The sequence below is a fragment of the Snodgrassella sp. M0110 genome (assembly GCF_016101465.1).
Taxonomy (GTDB): Bacteria; Pseudomonadota; Gammaproteobacteria; order Burkholderiales; family Neisseriaceae; genus Snodgrassella; species Snodgrassella alvi.
The window spans coordinates 17,276-36,743 of sequence record NZ_JACFQM010000004.1 but is presented as its reverse complement, the minus strand read 5'-3'; the positions used below and the strand labels follow the sequence as shown (position 1 = coordinate 36,743).

Below are 19,468 nucleotides of genomic sequence, written 5' to 3'. Positions count from 1 at the left end.
AAATATATATATTATGTCAGGATCAAATAAATGGAAATTTTTAAGGTAGAAATAATAAAATTGATTAATAGTAAGTTATTTATCGGACTATATTTATTGATTATATTCACACCAGCTACCTTCTCCAAACCATTAAATAATTCATTGCCATATGGATGGTCAAAAATAAAAAATATGTCTGATATTGAAACTATAAATAAAAAATGTGAGTTTGATCATTCGCTTGATTATACAAATTCAGATATTGAAAATTTTCAAAAAAAATGCCCTTTAGAATTTATTTCTAACTCTAATATACTTGAAAATATAAAAAAAGAAGACTCTGTGGCAGAGAAAAAAATATATCTTTATCAGTCAGATAAATTTTCCCTTTTTTTGGTAGAAAAAAATATTAAAGTTCCTTATTTTGATACTTATTATGAGAGTCCTACTATTATTTTATTTCTTGAAAAAGACGGGCAAATTGTTGATCAATTAACGGTAAGTTGGCATCGTACTGGTGAATTTGGTTTTACTGATGAACTAAGTTACTATATCGATAAAAAATTTAATATTTTTATTATAAATCACGGCGCTAATGAGGAGGGTGATTGGTTATTTTTATGGGCACATTATAAAATAGACTTTAAACAAAATAAATTCAAGGCAATAAAGATTAAAACAAATAGGGAACAAATAAATTTTCCTGATAATTTGATTGTATATTCCAAACCGTATTACAATGAAAATTCAGGTAAACTGTGTTTAGAAGAAGAATTGGATACTGAATGTAATGAGCCAAATACTTATACATATTATCTTAATGAAGTAAAAAAGAACACGGCATTGCTGGTCAAAAAATCCAAAACCTCAAAAAACTTTTTCCCATTATTTAAGAAAAAATTAGATCAAGCATGTATAACAATGCCTAATTTTGATAATAATAATGATGTTATTTTACCATACTTTAAATATCTTTATTTATGTGAGGTGAACGGACTTAAACAAGAGCTAATTCGTATTGAAAAAGAACTAGGTAAAAAATAAAAGAAAAAATATTTATAATAATAATTTTTTTACTTAAAATTGGATCAAATATTTCGATTACTAAAAATATTTGAATAGTAAAAAACATCAGTAATTGACAGGAAGATATTTATCGTGTTCTTCCTGTCTATAACGTTTTTGAGGTACGAACATATTTGTATATTTACCATATACTTGATAGTATAATTAAAAACAACTTGTTCAATTAGATGATAATTCATTTTAAATGTATTGACACAACTACCTACTATTTATATTCATCTAAATAATAATGATGTGCTCACATTCTATATAATAGATTCATTAAAAGAAATTTCTGTCTATATAAAAAATCTTAGAATATTTTTTTGTAGGAGGGAGATGTTAAATAATAAGCAAAAGTACACTAAATTCTTTGAAATATTAATTCAAATAGGATTAATTCTTTTATGCAAAGTGCAGAAATGGATTCGTTTTTATATTTAATTTCAGACAATGAAAAGTGTCAGAAAAATTATTGATTTTTAGCTATATAACCATGACAAGATACGGATTTCCAGTTGGCTATTGATTTTACCATAGATAATAATTATACAATTGCACGTCGGCAACGTTTATTATCTAAGCCATAAGTTATTCTGATATTTGCTAAGTAACTAGCCTGAATTAATGTGGTTACGTAAAAAATTGATTATTTATCTACAATTAAATTGTTTAGCCTTTTAGTTTCCCTAATTAACTGGAGAAATATCTCGCCGTATATGCGTTATAAACACTTAATCATCTGTTGTTTTTGTAGTCGAGTCTGAAAATATCAGGTTAATTTAGATTCATTTAACCTGAATAAGAGGTAATCATATAATTTTCCTGCTAAAAAATCAGCATGTTCACTTTTTACTATTAAATTAAAAAAATAATATTGATCAAATAACTCTTGAATCACAGGGGCAGAAAGCATACAAAATTCAATATATACGGAATATAATTTTTTTACATCATCAGAAATTTGTTCTAAAGCAAGATGATAATTTGTTATATCATAAAAAATATTTGTATATTTATCATTAATAGTACTTAATACTATAAAAGGAGCATGATTGGATTCACAAAATATCCAATGAGTATCACTGTTTTTATCCTTTTTATAAATAAATTTCATTACTAATCTATTAATCAACAAATCAAATTATATTTACAATCTTAACATAAATTAAATAATTTTGTTCGGATTGTTTTTTATAAATCACCACCCATTATGTAAATTAGCTTTTTGCTTTTGGTAAATTCCATCTTTAGCATATTTTTATCTGTTTAGTTTTTTAGCTTCAAAGCTCAATATAAAATTCATTTATCTTGTGTATATTGCCAGCTTAAAATAACTGGACAGTCCCTAACGCATCAAGCTGAGTAGACAAACTATATCTTGATTATCAAACCTGAAATGATTGTTAATGCAAACCAGTTTCTCTGTTTTAATATTAGTCCTGATACCTCAAATTTTATTGTATCGATATATGCGATTACTTGTATCGGTTTGCCACAAAGCTGATATGAGTTATCTCATATGATTTAATTATTTTATTCGTCAGCTTTTTAAGTGTACCATTCAAACCGGTGCGTAAATTGTATATTTGATGCCTCTGGTTATTATGATTATTAAAAAGGGTAGGCTGATTATCATTCTTCATTATATCCATCTTAAAAACAATTTGCTGAAAGGGCGCATTAAGCAATTTTGAACAGTTTGTTGCGCTGATAATAGATTATAATTAGAAATTGTGAGTAAGTTTTATCAGGTAAAACAATGGATTAATAAGATTAATAATAACATATTTATAAGACTAAAAGAGGTAATAAAAATCATTGAAAATTTAATTTCCCTTTGATAGCTTTGTTTTGCTAAAGCTAACCATAGTCTTGAATAAAACTAGTATAGACGTCTACTATATTCTCATCAGTACTATTTTTACATTTATCTATCAACCTCTTTCTTAAATCATTGTAATTCAAAAAAATTAATAATTCTGAAAGCCTCATATATATCCAGTCATCCTCAGAGTTAAGAAAGTCATCGAACATGGATGTTAGTTTTTTTCTGACAATATCATTACTGTTAAAAGCGTTATTAAATAAGACTTCTCCGGCATAATGCAAGTGGTCTTGATTACCATCTACAGCTATATCAATGATTATAGGTATTAATATTTCAAGTTCTAAGTCACTAAAATGCTCATCCCTTATCCATTCCAATGCAAGTTGCTGTTGCTCTTGATCATTCAATGCTAATAAAATTTTCTCAAAAAAATTATTTGTTTTTCTAAAGTTATGTTTGCTCGCCACAAGTCTACGGTCAGCTTCTATTACAGAGTTCCATTCTTTAGAATAAATAGGTTTTGTTGTCATTTTTCTTAATCTATTAAAAATCATATTTTTCAGTAAATTCAGTATAGATATTTACGATATTTTTATCTTTACTATTCTTACATTTTTCCATTAACCTTTTTCTTAAATCTTTGTAATCTAAGAAAAACAATAATTCTGCAAGTCTTCTATATGTATATTGATCCTCAGACTGAAGAAAATCATCAAACATAGATGTCAGTTTCTCTCTGATAATGTGATCATGATTAAAAGCTCTGTTGACTAAGCATTGTCTGGCAAGAATTGAGTTATCAGTATTTCTATTTACAGCTATATTAATGATTACCGGCGTTAATATTTCAAGTTCTAAAGCTGTAAAACCATTATCCCTAATAAGTCTCAATACCGTTGCCTGTTCAGCTAAATCATTATTATGAATAGTCAATAAAAGTTGATTAAGCAAATCTTTTATATCATTTGTCTCTTTAAAGCGATACTGAATATTCATAAGTTCTATACAAGCTTCTTCTAAAGAGATCCATTCTCTAGAATTAGTACATTCCTTTATCATGTTTATTTTTTCCTATTGTATTTCTTATTTAAAGAATCAAATAACTCTTGTAATTTAGTTGTTAGTATATCTTGTATTGCATAAAATACTTTATTATTTGAATCACCGATTATCTGAATCCTTGAAAATAGTCAGACTGTAATAAAATGCAGAACTATATCAGTAACCATAGGTTAAACAGTGAGCTAATGAAATTAATAATATATCTGTTTATTGGACTATAACAGAGAATGAATAAAAATTTAATTTCTCCTTGGTAGCTTTGTTTTGCTAAAGCCAGCCATAGTCTTGAAGAAAAGTAGTATAGACGTCTAGTATGTTCTCATCAGTACTATTTTTACATTTATCTATTAATCTCTTTCTTAAATCATTGTAATTTAGGAAAATTAATAATTCTGAAAGTCTCATATATATCCAGTCGTCTTCAGAACTAAGAAAGTCTTCAAACATGGATATCAATTTTTTCCTGACAATATCATTACTGTTTAAAGCGTTATTAAATAAGACTTCTCTGGCAGAAGGCAAGTTATCTATATTACCATCTACAGCTATATTAATGATTATAGGTATTAATATTTCAAGTTCTGAGTCACTAAAATGCTCATCTCTTATCAATTTTAATGCAATTTTCTGTTGCGTTATACCTTTTTCAAAATTAAGAGCCGATAAAATTTGCTTAAAAAAATCATTTGTTTTTCTAAAGTTATGTTTGCTTACCATAAATTCATGGTCAGTCTCTTTTAAAGAGTTCCATTCTTGAGAATAAATAGGTTTTGTTGTCATTTTTTCTTATTTCCACCATATTTCCAGAGTAGAGAATCAAACAACTTTTCGGATTTAATTGTTAGTATTTTGTATTGCATAAAATATTGCACGGTCTGAGCCTCCGATTACCATAATCTTTGAGAATTTAATTTCTCCTTTTGTTAACTTTATTTTGCTAAAACCACTCGTCTTGAATAATATGTTTATAGAGATCAATTATATCCTCATCAGTACTATTCTTACATTTTTCTGTTAATCTGATTCTTAAATCACTATAATTTAGAAAAATCAGTATTCTTGCAACTCCTGCATATACATAATAATCATCAGATTTCAGAAAGTCATCAAACATGGATGTTAGTTTTTTTCTGACAACATCATTACTGTTCAAAGCGTTATTAAATAAAACTTCTCTGGCATAAGGCAAGTTGTCTATATTACCATCTACTGCCATATCAATAATTATAGGTATTAATACTTCAAGTTCTGAATCACTAAAACGTTCATCTCTTATCCATTCCAATGCAAGCTGCTGTTGTGATAGATCATTTAAAGCCAATAAAATTTGCTCTAAATAATCATTTGTTTTCTAAAGTTATGTTTGCTCACTACCAGTTCACGGTCAGCCTCTTTAACAGAGTTCCATTCTTTAGAATAAATAGGTTTTGTTGTCATTTTTCTTAATTCTATTAAAAATCATATTTTTCAGTAAATTCAGTATAGATATTTACGATATTTTTATCTTTACTATCCTTACATTTTTCCATTAATCTTTTTCTTAATTCTTTGTAATTTAAAAAAAACAACAATTCTGCAAGTCTTCTATATATATATTGATTCTCAGTCTTAAGAAAGTCATTAAACATAGGTGTTAGTTTTTCTCTAATAATGTAATCACGATTAAAACCGCCTCTTATTAAGCGATCTCTGGCAAGAATCAAATTATCAGTATTTCCATTTATAGCTATATTAATGATTGCTGGTGTTAATATTTTAAATTCTGATTCGTTTAAACTTTCGTCCCTGATAAATCTCAATGCTGTTGCCTGTTCAGCTAAATCATCATTGTTAAGAGCGAATAAAATTTGTTCAAATAAATCATTTGTTTTTCTAAAATAAAACTGACTAACTCTAACTTTTGTGTCAGCCTCATTTACATTTATCCATTCTTTAGAATAAATAGGTTTTATTGTCATTTTTTCTTATTTCCAGTTCTTTTTATTTCTACCATATTTCAAGAGTAAAGAATCAAATAATTCTTAGAACTAATTTGTTAGCATTTTATATTGCATATAATACCGCGAGATCTGAGCCATTGATTACTGGGATTATTGAACATAGGCAGACTAGACTGTAATAAAATGTAGAACTATATCAGCAACCATAGGTTAAACAGTGAGCTAATGAAATTAATAATATCTCTGTCTATAGGACTATAACAGAGATTGAATAAAAATTTAATTTCTCCTTGGTAGCTTTGTTTTGCTAGAGCCAGCCACGGTATTGAAGAAAGCTTGTATAGACATCTACTATATTTTCATCAGTACTATTTTTACTTTTATCTATTAATCTCTTTCTTAAATCATTGTAATTTAAAAAACGCAATAATTCCATAAGTCTCATGTATATAAAGTCATCCTCAGACTTAAGAAAGTCATCAAACATGGATGTCAATTTTTTTCTGACAATATCATTACTGTTAAAAGCGTTATTAAATAAGACTTCTCTGGCATAAGGCAAGCGGTCTATATTACCATCTGCAGCTATATCAATGATTATAGGTATTAATATTTCAAGTTCTGAGTCACTAAGACGTTCATCTCTTATCCATTCCAATGCACGCTGCTGTTGTGATATATCATTTAAAGCCAATAAAATTTGCTCTAAAAAATTACTTGTTTTTCTAAAGTTATGTCTACTAACCATAAGTTCACGGTCAGCCTCTTTAACAGAGTTCCATTCTTTAGAATAAATAGGTTTTGTTGTCATTTTTTCTTAATTCTATTAAAAATCATATTTTTCAGTAAATTCAGTATAGATATTTACTATATCTTTATCTTTGCTATTCTTACATTTTTCCATTAACTTTTTTCTTAAATCTTTGTAATTTAAAAAAAACAATAATTTTGCAAGTCTTCTATATATACATTGATTCTCAGACTTAAGTAAATCATCAAACATAAATGTCAGTTTTTCTCTGATAATGCGATCCTCACTAAAAGCGCTGTTAACCAAGCATTCTCTGGCAAGAGCCGAGTTATCAGTATTTCTATTTACAGCTATATCAATGATTACTGGTGCTAATATTTCAAGTTCTGAGGCACTAGGATACTCATTTCTTAGAAATCTCAATGCTGTTGCCTGTTCAGCTGGATCATCATTAAGAGCCCATAAAATTTGCTCAAATAAATCATTTGTTTTTCTAAAGTAAAACTGACTAACTCTAACTTTTGTGTCAGCCTCATTTACATTTATCCATTCTTTAGAATAAATAGGTTCCATTGTCATTTTTCGTGATATCCAACATATTCCCAAGGTAAAGAATCAAATAACTCTTTAAATTCATCTATTGACATATCTCGTGTAGGATAGATAGTAGCATGTTCCCTCCCACGATCTGAGCCTGTAATTACATCAACACCATCACGCTTAATACCCAAACCATCAGGCATTGGCGTTCCTTCAGGTATTGAATAGTAGTGCCCTTCTAAATTACTTTTCTCAACTCTTGTGTCAATTAGAACAGATGCTCCATCAGGAAATTCTTTGCCAGCTTGGGACTTTACCATTCCATTACTGTTAACAGGAATATCTTTACCCACTCTTGGTCCTTTAGGTTTTTTTGAATTTCCGAAAGCACAGTATGCAGAGAATTTTTTATTTAATCCCCACGGATCGATCCACATAAACGCATTAGGCGCATACTGATACAGATTGAGTCCGCCGGCCAACCCAATCGGTTCAGGCTGGGTAAAGCGGCCTGTATCCGGATCATAGTACCTGAAAGTATTGTAGTGCAGTCCGGTTTCTCTGTCTAAATACTGTCCCTGATACCTCAGGTTCTGTACTTTGTAATTTGCTTATTCCTTGATTATCTGTGCGTACAATTATCCTAAAGAACACAAATTCAATAAGTCCAATTATGCATATAATCAAACAAGAAAAGATTTTTTAAATTATTTGATAGCTTATATCAAAGAAATATAACTAGTATATTAGTCTTCTTCACCATCCAAAAAATGATAGTGTTCCATTGAAGCACATGTAAAAGAACCAATAAATGATGGAAGTTTTTGTTTCTCATTATTTGGACTAAAAAAATTATTTTGCACGGCCCAATCATATACTCCAATATCAATTGGATAATTTGTTAAAATACCTGATAATTTATTTTTTTTTATCCACGCTTTAGCATTTTCTAAGGACAAAAATACACCTGAAGGAAAACGAGCTGTAGCTCCGTTAAATACCCATATATCTGATATATCTGACATAATTTTATAACTCAATCATATTTTTGGAATCTATACCATTTTTGAATTTTATCAATGGCTTTTCTAATTTTTGATTTGTTTTCATTAATCACTTTTTGTTGAATTGAGGTAGGTTCTGGGGATCCTTTTAATGGTTTTCCTCCTTGACCTATTTTGGTTTCAGGACCACCTCCTTTGACATGCAAGTGAGCAGGACCATGATCACCACTCCGAGTATAATGAACAATTTCAACATTGCCTTGTTTAACAATAACCTTATCAGGAAGTCTTGGTTCAGTATATTTTCCTTTATTTTTAGTAGTACAACTCAAACCGAATGGATCAACCCACATTAGCGGATTTGGCGCATACTGATACAGATTAAAGCCACCCAGCAATCCAATCGGGTCCGGCTGGGTAAAGCGTCCTGTATCCGGATCGTAGTACCTGAAAGTATTGTAGTGCAGTCCGGTTTCTCTGTCTAAATATTGTCCCTGATACCTTAGATTCTGTTGTATCTCTGTATGAGCAATCTCCTGTATCGGTTTGCCCCATAACTGATATGAACATTCCCACACAATTTCACCGGCTTCATCCGTCAGTTCCTCCGGCATGCCGTTCAGGTCGGTATGGAAGTAGTAGATGTGTTGTTCCTGATTACCGTTTCTGTCTATCCGCGCCAGCGGTTCATAGCTGTACTGGTCGGTATACAGATACAGGCTCTGCCGTTTGTCTGCACTGCTTTCCTGAATTATTTGCATACTGCTCTATAGGAAGGTGGTGCGGTTGCATGGCTTGCCGTCACGGTCCAGCCGGTGTTTTTCAATCCGCCGGCCAAGTGCGTAGACGTAGCATTTGGTGTGGATAATTAGATTAAAAAGGTTTAAAGATAACTTGTTTAGGAGATTGAACAGGAACTAAATAATAAAAAAAACTGAAAATATTAATTTCTTTCCTAGTTTATTCAATATAATTTATTTTTATATTTTTCTCTATAATAATTCTCAGTACGCTCTATGACTTCAATTAAACCATCAATATTAGTAGAAAATTTTACTGTATCATTATCCAAAGAATATTCATACCTTATTTCATTTTCTTCTGGATAATTTGGTATCTTATATTGGGTTACTTTAATATCAAATTCTTTATATAATTTATCAATATAAAATTTTACATTACACCCAATCTTAATATTTTCCAAGATATATAGTTTAACTATATATGCATTATAAATAAATCTTGAGAATATAGATTATTGAAACCAGTAACCGACTTAATTTAACTATAAATCACTTTTTAGATTTATGTGATTGTCGCCAAGAATCAAAATTACCAACACAAATCTCATTTAAAGGTAAATCCAGTGGGATATCTTTGAAAGAATCAACCATTTGATCAAATGGTGGAGGAAGTGTAATAGACATACCAAAGTCTTCATTTACAATAAGTGAACCATTTTTTATCAAAAATTTATCAGTTATACTGATCAGCTTTCTCATTGTAATGCCGGTATATAATTTTTTTTTATACTTACCTTTATAATTTTCATTACACCCTACTGCCACAATTCGACCATAAATATCCGTAGAAAAAACTATTGTACTATTATTCAAATAGTATCCATACTGTATTTCAGAATAACTTGGTACCTTATACCGTTTAACGTCAACATCAAATTTTTTATACAATTCATCGATATAAAAGTTTACATTACGCCCAATTTCAATATTGCCCAAAGATTTATAGCTTATAATATCTGCACTAAAATCTATCATGTCCTTAATCTCCGTTCATAGTGTGATATAGAATAGACTATTAGTAAATTTTGAAGATATAACTTATTGGAGCCCGATAAACGACTTAATTTAGCTATAAATCATTTATTTGATCTACGTGCTGGCAACCAATAATTAAAATTACCAACATAGATCTCATTTAAGAGTAATTTCAGCAGAATATCTTTTAAATAATCAGCTATTTCATCACCAAGAATCAAAATTACCAACATAGATCTCATTTAGGATTAAATTCAGCGGAATATCTTTTAAATAATCAGCTATTTCATCATATGGTGATGGGAGTGTAATAATCATACCATAATCTTGATCTATAACAAGTGCACCAAACTTTATCCACTGTTTATTAGTTAAATTAATCAATTTTCCCATTGTAATGCCTGCATATAATTTATTTTTATATTTTCCTCTATAGTTTTCATTGCACCCTACTACAATAATTTGACCATCAATATCCGTAGAAAATCTTACCGTATCATTATTTAAAGAATATTCATACCTTATTTCGTCTTTTTCTACACTCTTTGATACCACATACTGGGTTTCTTTAACATCAAAGTTTTTATATAATTCATCGATATAAAATTCTACATTACGCCCAATTTCAATATTGCCAATAGACTTATAACTTATGATATCTGCATTAAAATCTATCATGTTTTATTCTCCATTCATTAGTATTCCATCAATATAGACAGGTTCGTTATGAATTCTATCATATTTTTCAAACCCTTCATGACCAATTCTGCCTAAAGTTTCTGTTTTACCTTTTTTGTTTTCTTTGTAAATTTTCCAGTAATCATTCCCATGTATATTAGTCTGATTTTTCTCTTTATTACCACCGGGATGATAATCTAATATATATTTATCACCTGCCTTTGTCGTTTTAGTATAAACGGTATGTTGAATTGCATTTCCTTTCACTGTTTTTTCTTCTCGTATCCATCCCTTAGAGAACAAGTAATCTTCAACATTAGCTGGTTTTTTTCCAGTTAAAATATTTACCCAACGCTTGGTAATAGTGTTTCTTCGTTTAAAACCTTTAGAAGAAGGTCCACATCCTGCGTACACTAATCCCCAAGGATCAACCCACATTAGCGGATTTGGCGCATACTGATACAGATTAAAGCCACCTAGCAACCCAATCGGGTCAGGTTGGGTAAAGCGGCCTATATCTGGATCGTAGTACCTGAAAGTATTGTAGTGCAGCCCGGTTTCTCTGTCTAAATACTGTCCCTGATACCTCAGGTTCTGTTGTATTTCTCTATGAGCAATCTCCTGTATCGGTTTGCCCCATAACTGATATGAACATTCCCAGACGATTTCACCGGCTTCATCCGTCAGCTCCTCCGGCAAGCCGTTCAGGTCGGTAATGAATTTAATTAATGTCTTGTATTTTAAGAAATGTGTTTAATTTCATTAAATTAATTTCATTGAAATAATGAGAGATAGTGTTGCATAATTGTAAATTTTAGATTAAATTGAATATTTATGAAGCTGGTTTTTGTCTTTTAATAGGCAGAAAACTGCTTAACGCAATTGTTATCGGTGGATAAAGGTAGGATCGAATTACCTGTATACGGATTTTCCGTCTGTCACTCTATCGGCATGCCGTTCAGGTCGGTATTGAAGTAGTAGATGTGTTGTTCCTGATTACCGTTTTTGTCTATCCGTGCCAGCGTTCATAGCTGCCTTCATCGGTATACAGATACAGACTCTGCCGTTTGTCTGCACTGCTTTCCTGAATTATTTGCATACTGCTCTATAGGAAGGTGGTGCGGTTGCATGGCTTACCGTCCCGCTCCAGCCGGTGTTTTTCAATCCACCGGCCGAGCGCATCGTAGACGTAGCCATAGCGTTCAGTATGGTAGCTGTTCGACGTACTTCGGTCAGGTCATATTCGGCATCGTAACAGGATTATTTAACTGTTCACGGGTGTATATTTATTATACGTCATTTGAATATTTTTGAGATTTTTTATTGTGAGCTAAAATAATTTATTAATCTTCTTCTTTAGCAAATCTGATCGCTTCTCTTAATCTCCTTTTAATTATCTTATTTTTCATATTTTTTTCAGAAATTTTTTATTTTTTAATAATTTGTCTAATTCTTCTTCACCCAGTATTTCCTTTATATCAGTAAACATTATGTCAAGATCTTCAACTGGGTCTGTAATAGCACGAGAAATATTCCGGGATAAATACCAGGATTTTATAATATATAGTGCTTCGTCTTTATTGATTTTTAATAATAATTCGAATGCTGGTTGCAGCATAGTTTTTGAAGATATTAAATTTTTCAGTAAATCAGTCGCTTTGGAAACATCAGCATGTTCGACAAAGTATTGCTTTTCCTGATCGTTTGTTATTGCTTTAGATAAATTATGATAGGCAGTGATATATTCTTGAATAGCATCAATTATCATCTTGATTTTTCCTTTTCGATAATATTATATTCAAATATATAAACTTTAAGTTTATTGATACCCTTAACATTCTTATTACGGATTTAGGTTATACTAATCCAGAATATTTCTATTGAATCCATTAATTTTTATTGAGGGCAAACTTAATTGCTTCTTTCACTTTTTTATTTCTTTTGTTTACCGGTCGAAATTCTTTGCATTTTAATACTTTGATTAATTCTTCTTCTCCTAGAATATTTTTAATCTCAGTAAACATCGTTTTAAGATTATGTACTTTATTATCAATATGATTTGCCAGATCTTGCTCCAGATAATAATCTCTGATAAAAGCCAATGCTGCATCTTTATTTAGTCTTAATAACAACTCAAATTGAAGTAAACTCGACTGTTTATTATATCTTAATAACTCTTCCAACAACAAAGTACCTTCAGAAATACTGATATTATCTAAAAAATATTTTTGCTCTTGGTGATTTCTGAGTTCTAGCCATAATTTTTCTTTTGCCTCGCAATATTTTTGTAAAATTTCTATTAACATTTGCTCACCTTTCCATGACCTACGATTGCTTCAGAGTCGAATTTAAGACTACTTCTGATTTTCCAGTCTGGCCATCCTTTCTTTGTCGATCCTTTATATGTCACATCTAAATCACGAGTATCAATATCAATATAATAATCTGCTCCTAGGGCACCGGTTGCATTTCTTATATAATCTGGGTTTCTTGCCTTTAGATTTATTGAAGTTGCACTTATTCCCCCTCTAGGGTCTTTTGGATCAAATGTAAATCCATGTCTTTTAAAGTTCTTGAACTCTTTGCTTGACATAAATCGACGAACTATTCCGGGATTTTTGGGACGACCATCTATAAGATTACTCTTCGACAATCCCCATGGATCAGCCCAAATCAGCGCATTCGACGCATACTGATACAGATTAAAGCCACCCAGCAATCCAATAGGGTCAGGCTAGTAAAGCGGCCTGTATCCGGATCGTAGTACCTGAAAGTATTGTTGTACAATGTACAGTATTTAACTACAAAAATAATATAATAATTATAGTTAATTATAAGAAATTATTTAAATTAAACCCAAATAAATTTTTAATAATTACTTCATACCTTCATATTCCCAATAAAACATATTAGCTAATTTATCAAAAGCCTGTTGTCCTTCATCAGGATTAATACATGCAAGTTTTTCATCTATTGCATTTCTAATTTGATTCCAATCATATTGGTATATTAATAATATTTTATATAAATTTGCTTTTTTAATTCTTTCTTTATTTAATTTAAGTATACCTTCAGGTGTTGCAATAATAACTGAATAAATATCCCCCTTATTTTCTCCTTTAATTCCAATTGTCATTTCTAATAAATAGAAAACAGAATTATCTTCTGGACTCCATGCCCAGGGATTATAAATATCAGGTGACCAGTAATCTTTTACTTCAAATTTTTGTTGTGCAATTTTCATTCTTTACTCCACATCTAAGTGAACATTGTTTGGCCAACTACCTTCAGGAATATCTCTACTTTGAAAATTGACTTGTGTACCTGTTTTTGACCAAGGCTCTCCAGTATTTTTATTAATACCTGATTTAGCAGAAGGCCCTCTATACTGTCTTAATCCATCTTGCGAAATTAAAAGATCAGCCCCATAACTTTTTACTTCTCTATAATTAGGTCCAACAAAAGTTTCTCCTAAGATTCTTGCTTCTTTAACACTTACTTTACCTGTAATTCCTTTATTTCCACCAGCAGAAAGTTGATTTTTGATTCTTTTAATTTTATTTTTTCGTTGCTTAGCTGTTAATCCGCATTTCAAGCCAAGTGGATCAATCCAAGTAAATCCATTAGGTGCATACTGATAAAGATTGAGTCCGCCGGCTAATCCAATCGGGTCAGGTTGGGTAAAGCGGCCTATATCTGGATCGTAATACCTGAAAGTATTGTAGTGCAGTCCGGTTTCTCTGTCTAAATACTGTCCTTGATACCTCAGGTTCTGTTGTATCTCTGTATGGGCAATCTCCTGTATCGGTTTGCCCCATAACTGATATGAGCCTTCCCACACAATTTCACCGGCTTCATCCGTCAGCTCCTCCGGCAAGCCGTTCAGGTCGGTATGGAAGTAGTAGATGTGTTGTTCCTGATTACCGGTCCGGTCTATCCGCGCCAGCGGTTCATAACTGCCTTCGTCAGTATACAGATACAGGCTCTGCCGTTTGTCTGCGCTACTTTCCTGAATCATCTGCATCCTGTCCCACAGGAAGGTGGTGCGGTTGCATGGTTTGCCTTCTCGGTCTAGCCGATGTTTTTCGATCCGCCGGCCGAGGGCATCATAGACGTAACCGTAGCGTTCAGTATGGTTTAGCTGTTCGATACGCACTTCGGTCAGGCGGTGTTCGGCATCGTAATGGTAATACTGGGTACCGCTGGCGGTTTGTTTGCTGCGGGTACGTCCGTGTTCGTCGTAGCTGTATTTCAGTCCGCGGAAGCTGAGCAGCTGATTAAAGCGGATCAGGTTCTGATTGCTTTCTTCTTCGCCACGTCTTCTGTCCAGCAGGTTGGCCGCAGCATCGTATTGCAGGGTTTCCCAGTAGGATTCGTTGCGGCAGCTTTCGATGCGGCCGGTCACGTGGTAGCGGTAATCACTTTGTCCCTGTCGGTTGTGTTTTTTGCTTACCAGTCGGTCCAGATTGTCGTAGCTGTAGCTGCGATCCATTATGATATCCGGCAGGATACCCGCTCCCGGACGTTTGGTCTGTTTTTCAATCCGCCGGTCAAGTGTATCGTGTACACTGTGTTTTCTATCAGCAGCACTTCTTATGCTTCTTATTGTAATTACAATTTAACTTTTCATTCAAAAATACCGTCTGGCAAAAGTCCTGCTTTTTTAAGCTTGTTAATTTTTCTATATATATATCGGTATAAATAGTTCTGACACATTAAAAATCTTTTAGGATTTTCTTCCCAAAGCTCTAATGCTTCTGCCGGAAAAGTAATATCCGGAAGATGAAATTCATTTTCATTCTGATTATAATTAGCTTTATTTTTTGTTCTAGTAATCATGGATAAAAATTGACCAAATGAGTCTTACTATTTTTAAATATGTATTTTGTCGTAAATATCCATATTTTACTTTCATGCCAAAGTATAACTAATTAATGTTAATATCATAATTATAAATTATGCCAAAGAGATGCAAACAAAGTAAATTTCCATGATTTATTCTTACTATAGCGAAGTAGTCCTAGGTACTCTGTTTAAACATTTTTCATTAAAAGCAATTAAATCTTCACCTGCTTTTTCCGAGAATCCCAGAATCATTTCCAGAGGCAATTTTTTTACTTCATAGTTAATACAATAACTATAATCTAAACCATAAAAATCAATTACATTATATTGTTTTAAAAAATTAACATAAGATTCGTATTTTCCATAAATCAGAAATACAGGTCTGATTTTTATTCTGTCTGTGTTTACTGAATTAGTTTTTAAAACATACTGAGCAGGAACAATTGCAGAATTGATATTCTTGCTCAGTTGATGATTTAATCAGCCTATCAGATTGGAGCTGCAGCCGTCATCAATCAGCCCTTCATCTGTGTACAATATTTGGCTTCTTAGGGGTAACAGTGTTACCACCAATTTTCTTTATTTATAATGTCTCTGACCGATATTTATTTTTTATTTTTTGTCTCTTTTAAATAAAAATCTAAATATTTTTTAGGTCTTTCTTTAAATGCACGTGCTTGGCCACCTTGATATGCTATGTCAAAATATTCATATGCTTTATCATACTGGCCTAATTCATAATTCACCACACCAAGATCTGTATATGGACCTGTATCTATATCAGAACTTACTGCTTTAAGCCGGTTCTGTGCCCAGAATTCAGCCTTTTTATAATCTTTTAAAGCTAAATAAGCATCATAAAATGAAGATGATAACCACATACTATCTGGTTCCCATTCTAATTTTGGTTCGGGTAAAAGCTCCCATGCTTTCTTATAGTTTCCTATGGCTGCAGTATAATCTTTGTTTCTAGCAAATCTGTTACCTTCTTCTCCGATGGAAACAATTTTTTTTCCTAATTCAGGATTTACATCTGATAAATCTTTTAAATTTTTATTTCGCATACTTATCTCACTTATTTAAAAAAATTTATTTTTCAGTTGACTATTTAAATTCGTCAGGATGTTTATAGGTTTCTCTTAATTTCGCCCCTTGGGAACGATTATATCTGAAATACTCTAATTCATAATTATCGAGGTTTTTCATAAAATCCCTAACTTCTTTAAATTTAGGTCAATAGTATCCACCTTCAGTATTCCAGTATTTAACTACATCAGTTTTGTGAGCCATATCTGCATCTTTTACTGAGTACCATTGTCCATAGGTTGAGCTTTTAAACTTACCGGTCTCATTATCACCCCTAAACATCCTTCCTTACGCATTCGGTTGATCCGTTCTGTCGGTTGTACTCTTTTTACCCGGCGTTCTTCCCATATATTGCTCACGGCAATTTTTTAATTTCACCCATCCCCAAGGATCAATCCACATAAACGCGTTGGGTGCATACTGATACAGATAAATCCGCCGGCCAACCCAATCGGATCCGGCTGGGTAAAGCGGCCTGTATCCGGATCATAATACCTGAAAGTATTGTAGTGCAGCCCGGTTTCTCTGATTCACTCGAAAAACACCGGCTGGACTGGGACGGCTAGCCATGCAACCGCACCACCTTCCTGTGGGACGGACTGCAAATGATTCAGGAAAGCAGCGCGGACAAACGGCAGAGCCTGTATCTGTATACTGACGAAGGCAGTTATGAACCGCTGGCGCGAATAGACAGAAACGGTAATCAGGAACAATACATCTACTACTTCCATACCGACCTGAACGGCATGTCGGAGGAGCTGACGGATGAAGCCGGTGAAATCGTCTGGGAATGCTCATATCAGCTATGGGGCAAACCGATACAGGAGATTACTCATACAGAGATACAGCAGAACCTGCGGTATCAGGGGCAGTATTTGGACAGAGAAACCGGACTGCACTACAATACTTTCAGGTATTATGATCCGGATATAGGCCGCTTTACCGAGCCAGACCTAATTGGATTGCTGGGTGATATTAATCTGTATCAGTATGCGCCAAATGCGCTGTTACGGATTGATCCATGGGGACTAAATAAGCTAGGGATCAAGAATTGTAATTCTAACGGTAGAAAAAAGCCATTTAATTTACTTTCGAAGAAAAAATTGCAATAGATGTTGAATATATTCTAAGCGGTCATTCTCAAGGAGGGAGTGGGATGATAAGCAAGGACAGTAAAAAGACTTTATTCCCTGAAAATATGAGCCATAAAGACATTGGAAAAGCTGTTCGAGAAGCATATTCTAATGTCAAAATTATTAAATCCCAGAGAGATAGAGTTTTAGGACGAGATACATCTGGTAATATGTCAATTGAAATGTGGATAAATAAACAGACTATAAAGGTTGAAACTGCTTATCCTTTTGACCTTGATCCTTATAATCCTTATCAAAGGAAGCGTTAAAATGATTGATTTAATAATCCCACCTGATACGGTTAGAGTATCAAAAAGTAAAGTATCAACCCAAATATTTTCGCAAATATATTTTCAAATTGAGAATAATATTTTTTTCCCTGAGGAAAATTGGGATGATTTTACAGCAGCAATATTAAATTTTTGGATAGAAGAAGCTTGTAGGGTTGGACGTCATTATATGGCTAATTGTCGTTTTATGGATGGTCCATTCTATTTTGATATTTATTATGTTAATCAAATATGTAATATAAGATTTATAGATGATACTTATGGTAAAAAAGAAATAATATTCTCTGGTGAAATAGATTACTGTTATTTGCTTAATTTATTAAAAAGAAATGCAAATCTTGTAATCCGAAATTTACCCAAAGAGGCATTTAAACTGAATGATGTAATAGAATTACAAAAAAATTTAGAACTAATCCAAAAGATGATAAAAAAATTAAAAAAGTCTAATTCTAAATGAATCTTAAATACATTTAGAGTAATAGTTTTAATATTGGTTCTGAAGCAAAGATTAAAGAAAATTTAAAATTTTAAATAAATGGTGTATAGTGTGGTTGATATCCATAATTGTTATATTTTTGACTACAAGTTTCGATTTTTAAAGTACATATTTTATTTATATCAATACTGAAAAAGAAATCAATATTTCATCGAGAAAACGCAATAATATGGATGCACTAGAAATAAAATTTCTTATAAAAATTAAGATATTTGGTAGAGTTATTAAAGTTTAACTTAATCGTATTCTCAAAAGTATTGGAGAACATCAATGAATTTAACCAATTTTCTTAGAACGGGAAAATTTTTAAAATTAAAAATTGGATTGTCGGAGAAAAAAATATATTCTGTTTTTAAAAAAAAATATTTAGGCAAAAAAAATTATTTTAATAAATTGAATAAAGATGAAGGCTTTTCTTATTATTATGATGGGTTACAAATAATAATAGTTGATTCAAAGATACATACAATAGGGTTTGATTTAACTTATAATCCTATTACATTACTAAATAATATCTTTATATATCCAGAAACAAGTCTCGAACTAATTATGAAATATCTCGATATTGCTGATATAGAATGGTGTTTTGAGAAAAGAAATCATTATGGTCGTGAATTAACCATTAGAACAGAAGGGAACGTTTTAATCAGTTGTATCTATGATAAAGGCAATTATCGATTATCTAAATTTCAAATATCTAAAGATGTATTTGATTAATTTTTAGATTATATTACTAATAATTTTAATATTTGAATCTCGTTATTTACTAAATTAAAAAATTGACCAAATAGTATATAATTGTGAGACGATCATGCTTTTAGCAACATGCTAAAACAAGAATGTAAAAGTGTTCAGTAAATGAAAAAATATTGATAGAAACTTTCATAAATATGGTTTCATTTAAAGAACATAATTTCTTAGAAAGTTGATTTAACGTGAATACAAAAAATAATTTTGAAAAATCTTTTGATTTAGAATTGGATAGAA

Annotated in this window: 29 protein-coding genes; 5 read left to right on the top strand and 24 right to left on the bottom strand. The window is 31.5% G+C overall.

What is annotated here, in order from left to right; all coding sequences use genetic code 11:
- The first annotated feature begins 30 nt into the window (after positions 1–30).
- Positions 31–1,026 (top strand): hypothetical protein, encoded by a 996-nt coding sequence (locus H3T84_RS06905; RefSeq protein ID WP_198218664.1) that lies wholly within the window; start codon positions 31–33, stop codon positions 1,024–1,026.
- 793 nt (positions 1,027–1,819) lie between these two features.
- Here H3T84_RS06905 and H3T84_RS06900 read toward each other — a convergent pair.
- The 24 genes from H3T84_RS06900 to H3T84_RS12160 all read right to left on the bottom strand — a co-directional run bounded on the left by H3T84_RS06900 (position 1,820) and on the right by H3T84_RS12160 (position 17,077).
- Complete coding sequence (locus tag H3T84_RS06900) at positions 1,820–2,164, bottom strand: hypothetical protein (RefSeq protein WP_198218663.1); 345 nt, start codon at positions 2,162–2,164, stop codon at positions 1,820–1,822.
- A 746-nt stretch (positions 2,165–2,910) separates the two neighbouring features.
- Positions 2,911–3,408 carry a hypothetical protein gene (locus H3T84_RS06895; RefSeq protein ID WP_198218662.1) on the bottom strand — a complete coding sequence of 166 codons (498 nt, stop codon included), beginning with the start codon at positions 3,406–3,408 and terminating at the stop codon, positions 2,911–2,913.
- Positions 3,409–3,421: 13 nt separating this feature from the next.
- Positions 3,422–3,937, bottom strand: coding sequence for a hypothetical protein (locus H3T84_RS06890; RefSeq protein ID WP_198218661.1), 516 nt, complete (start codon positions 3,935–3,937; stop codon positions 3,422–3,424).
- Between the two features lie 270 nt (positions 3,938–4,207).
- Positions 4,208–4,720, bottom strand: coding sequence for a hypothetical protein (locus tag H3T84_RS06885; protein ID WP_198218660.1), 513 nt, complete (start codon positions 4,718–4,720; stop codon positions 4,208–4,210).
- A gap of 157 nt (positions 4,721–4,877) precedes the next feature.
- Positions 4,878–5,261 (bottom strand): hypothetical protein, encoded by a 384-nt coding sequence (locus H3T84_RS06880; RefSeq protein ID WP_198218659.1) that lies wholly within the window; start codon positions 5,259–5,261, stop codon positions 4,878–4,880.
- Between the two features lie 130 nt (positions 5,262–5,391).
- On the bottom strand, positions 5,392–5,898 hold the full coding sequence (locus tag H3T84_RS06875; protein WP_198218658.1) for a hypothetical protein: 507 nt from the start codon (positions 5,896–5,898) through the stop codon (positions 5,392–5,394).
- A 289-nt stretch (positions 5,899–6,187) separates the two neighbouring features.
- Positions 6,188–6,691: a hypothetical protein gene (locus tag H3T84_RS06870; protein ID WP_198218657.1), complete on the bottom strand. Its 504-nt coding sequence runs from the start codon at positions 6,689–6,691 to the stop codon at positions 6,188–6,190.
- Positions 6,692–6,706: 15 nt separating this feature from the next.
- On the bottom strand, positions 6,707–7,210 hold the full coding sequence (locus H3T84_RS06865) for a hypothetical protein (protein WP_198218656.1): 504 nt from the start codon (positions 7,208–7,210) through the stop codon (positions 6,707–6,709).
- On the bottom strand, positions 7,207–7,761 hold the full coding sequence (locus tag H3T84_RS06860) for an RHS repeat-associated core domain-containing protein (protein WP_255518381.1): 555 nt from the start codon (positions 7,759–7,761) through the stop codon (positions 7,207–7,209). The genes H3T84_RS06865 and H3T84_RS06860 overlap by 4 nt, the downstream gene beginning before the upstream one ends.
- A gap of 156 nt (positions 7,762–7,917) precedes the next feature.
- A complete protein-coding gene (locus H3T84_RS06850; RefSeq protein ID WP_198218654.1) occupies positions 7,918–8,196 on the bottom strand; it encodes a hypothetical protein in 279 nt (92 codons plus the stop codon).
- Positions 8,197–8,207: 11 nt separating this feature from the next.
- Positions 8,208–8,936, bottom strand: a complete 729-nt coding sequence (locus H3T84_RS12345; RefSeq protein ID WP_198218653.1) for an RHS repeat domain-containing protein — start codon at positions 8,934–8,936, stop codon at positions 8,208–8,210.
- A gap of 203 nt (positions 8,937–9,139) precedes the next feature.
- Positions 9,140–9,379 (bottom strand): hypothetical protein, encoded by a 240-nt coding sequence (locus H3T84_RS06840; RefSeq protein WP_174834434.1) that lies wholly within the window; start codon positions 9,377–9,379, stop codon positions 9,140–9,142.
- Positions 9,380–9,467: 88 nt separating this feature from the next.
- Complete coding sequence (locus H3T84_RS06835; RefSeq protein WP_174834435.1) at positions 9,468–9,953, bottom strand: hypothetical protein; 486 nt, start codon at positions 9,951–9,953, stop codon at positions 9,468–9,470.
- 207 nt (positions 9,954–10,160) lie between these two features.
- Entirely contained in the window at positions 10,161–10,631 is a 471-nt protein-coding gene (locus H3T84_RS06830; protein WP_174833525.1) for a hypothetical protein, read from the bottom strand.
- 3 nt (positions 10,632–10,634) lie between these two features.
- A complete protein-coding gene (locus H3T84_RS06825) occupies positions 10,635–11,339 on the bottom strand; it encodes an RHS repeat domain-containing protein (protein ID WP_255518380.1) in 705 nt (234 codons plus the stop codon).
- 697 nt (positions 11,340–12,036) lie between these two features.
- Entirely contained in the window at positions 12,037–12,399 is a 363-nt protein-coding gene (locus H3T84_RS06820) for a hypothetical protein (RefSeq protein WP_198218651.1), read from the bottom strand.
- Between the two features lie 121 nt (positions 12,400–12,520).
- Positions 12,521–12,937, bottom strand: coding sequence for a hypothetical protein (locus H3T84_RS06815; protein WP_198218650.1), 417 nt, complete (start codon positions 12,935–12,937; stop codon positions 12,521–12,523).
- Entirely contained in the window at positions 12,931–13,224 is a 294-nt protein-coding gene (locus H3T84_RS06810) for a hypothetical protein (protein ID WP_198218649.1), read from the bottom strand. The genes H3T84_RS06815 and H3T84_RS06810 overlap by 7 nt, the downstream gene beginning before the upstream one ends.
- 282 nt (positions 13,225–13,506) lie before the next feature.
- Positions 13,507–13,875, bottom strand: a complete 369-nt coding sequence (locus H3T84_RS06805) for an Imm8 family immunity protein (RefSeq protein ID WP_084564315.1) — start codon at positions 13,873–13,875, stop codon at positions 13,507–13,509.
- Positions 13,876–13,878: 3 nt separating this feature from the next.
- Complete coding sequence (locus H3T84_RS06800) at positions 13,879–15,123, bottom strand: RHS repeat domain-containing protein (protein WP_198218648.1); 1,245 nt, start codon at positions 15,121–15,123, stop codon at positions 13,879–13,881.
- 134 nt (positions 15,124–15,257) lie between these two features.
- Positions 15,258–15,470 (bottom strand): hypothetical protein, encoded by a 213-nt coding sequence (locus H3T84_RS06795; RefSeq protein ID WP_198218647.1) that lies wholly within the window; start codon positions 15,468–15,470, stop codon positions 15,258–15,260.
- A 611-nt stretch (positions 15,471–16,081) separates the two neighbouring features.
- Positions 16,082–16,540 (bottom strand): tetratricopeptide repeat protein, encoded by a 459-nt coding sequence (locus H3T84_RS06790; RefSeq protein ID WP_198218646.1) that lies wholly within the window; start codon positions 16,538–16,540, stop codon positions 16,082–16,084.
- A 237-nt stretch (positions 16,541–16,777) separates the two neighbouring features.
- Positions 16,778–16,921, bottom strand: a complete 144-nt coding sequence (locus tag H3T84_RS06785) for a hypothetical protein (protein WP_198218645.1) — start codon at positions 16,919–16,921, stop codon at positions 16,778–16,780.
- Between the two features lie 15 nt (positions 16,922–16,936).
- On the bottom strand, positions 16,937–17,077 hold the full coding sequence (locus H3T84_RS12160; protein ID WP_232346149.1) for an RHS repeat-associated core domain-containing protein: 141 nt from the start codon (positions 17,075–17,077) through the stop codon (positions 16,937–16,939).
- A gap of 90 nt (positions 17,078–17,167) precedes the next feature.
- On the opposite strand from H3T84_RS12160, the gene H3T84_RS06775 reads away from it, so the two are divergent.
- The 4 genes from H3T84_RS06775 to H3T84_RS06760 all read left to right on the top strand — a co-directional run bounded on the left by H3T84_RS06775 (position 17,168) and on the right by H3T84_RS06760 (position 19,198).
- A complete protein-coding gene (locus H3T84_RS06775; protein WP_198218644.1) occupies positions 17,168–17,674 on the top strand; it encodes an RHS repeat domain-containing protein in 507 nt (168 codons plus the stop codon).
- Positions 17,665–17,964 carry an EndoU domain-containing protein gene (locus H3T84_RS06770; protein WP_370524079.1) on the top strand — a complete coding sequence of 100 codons (300 nt, stop codon included), beginning with the start codon at positions 17,665–17,667 and terminating at the stop codon, positions 17,962–17,964. Before H3T84_RS06775 ends, H3T84_RS06770 begins: the two co-directional genes overlap by 10 nt.
- Position 17,965: 1 nt before the next feature.
- Positions 17,966–18,442, top strand: a complete 477-nt coding sequence (locus tag H3T84_RS06765; protein WP_198218642.1) for a hypothetical protein — start codon at positions 17,966–17,968, stop codon at positions 18,440–18,442.
- A gap of 309 nt (positions 18,443–18,751) precedes the next feature.
- Positions 18,752–19,198 (top strand): hypothetical protein, encoded by a 447-nt coding sequence (locus tag H3T84_RS06760; protein WP_198218641.1) that lies wholly within the window; start codon positions 18,752–18,754, stop codon positions 19,196–19,198.
- Positions 19,199–19,468 lie beyond the last annotated feature (270 nt).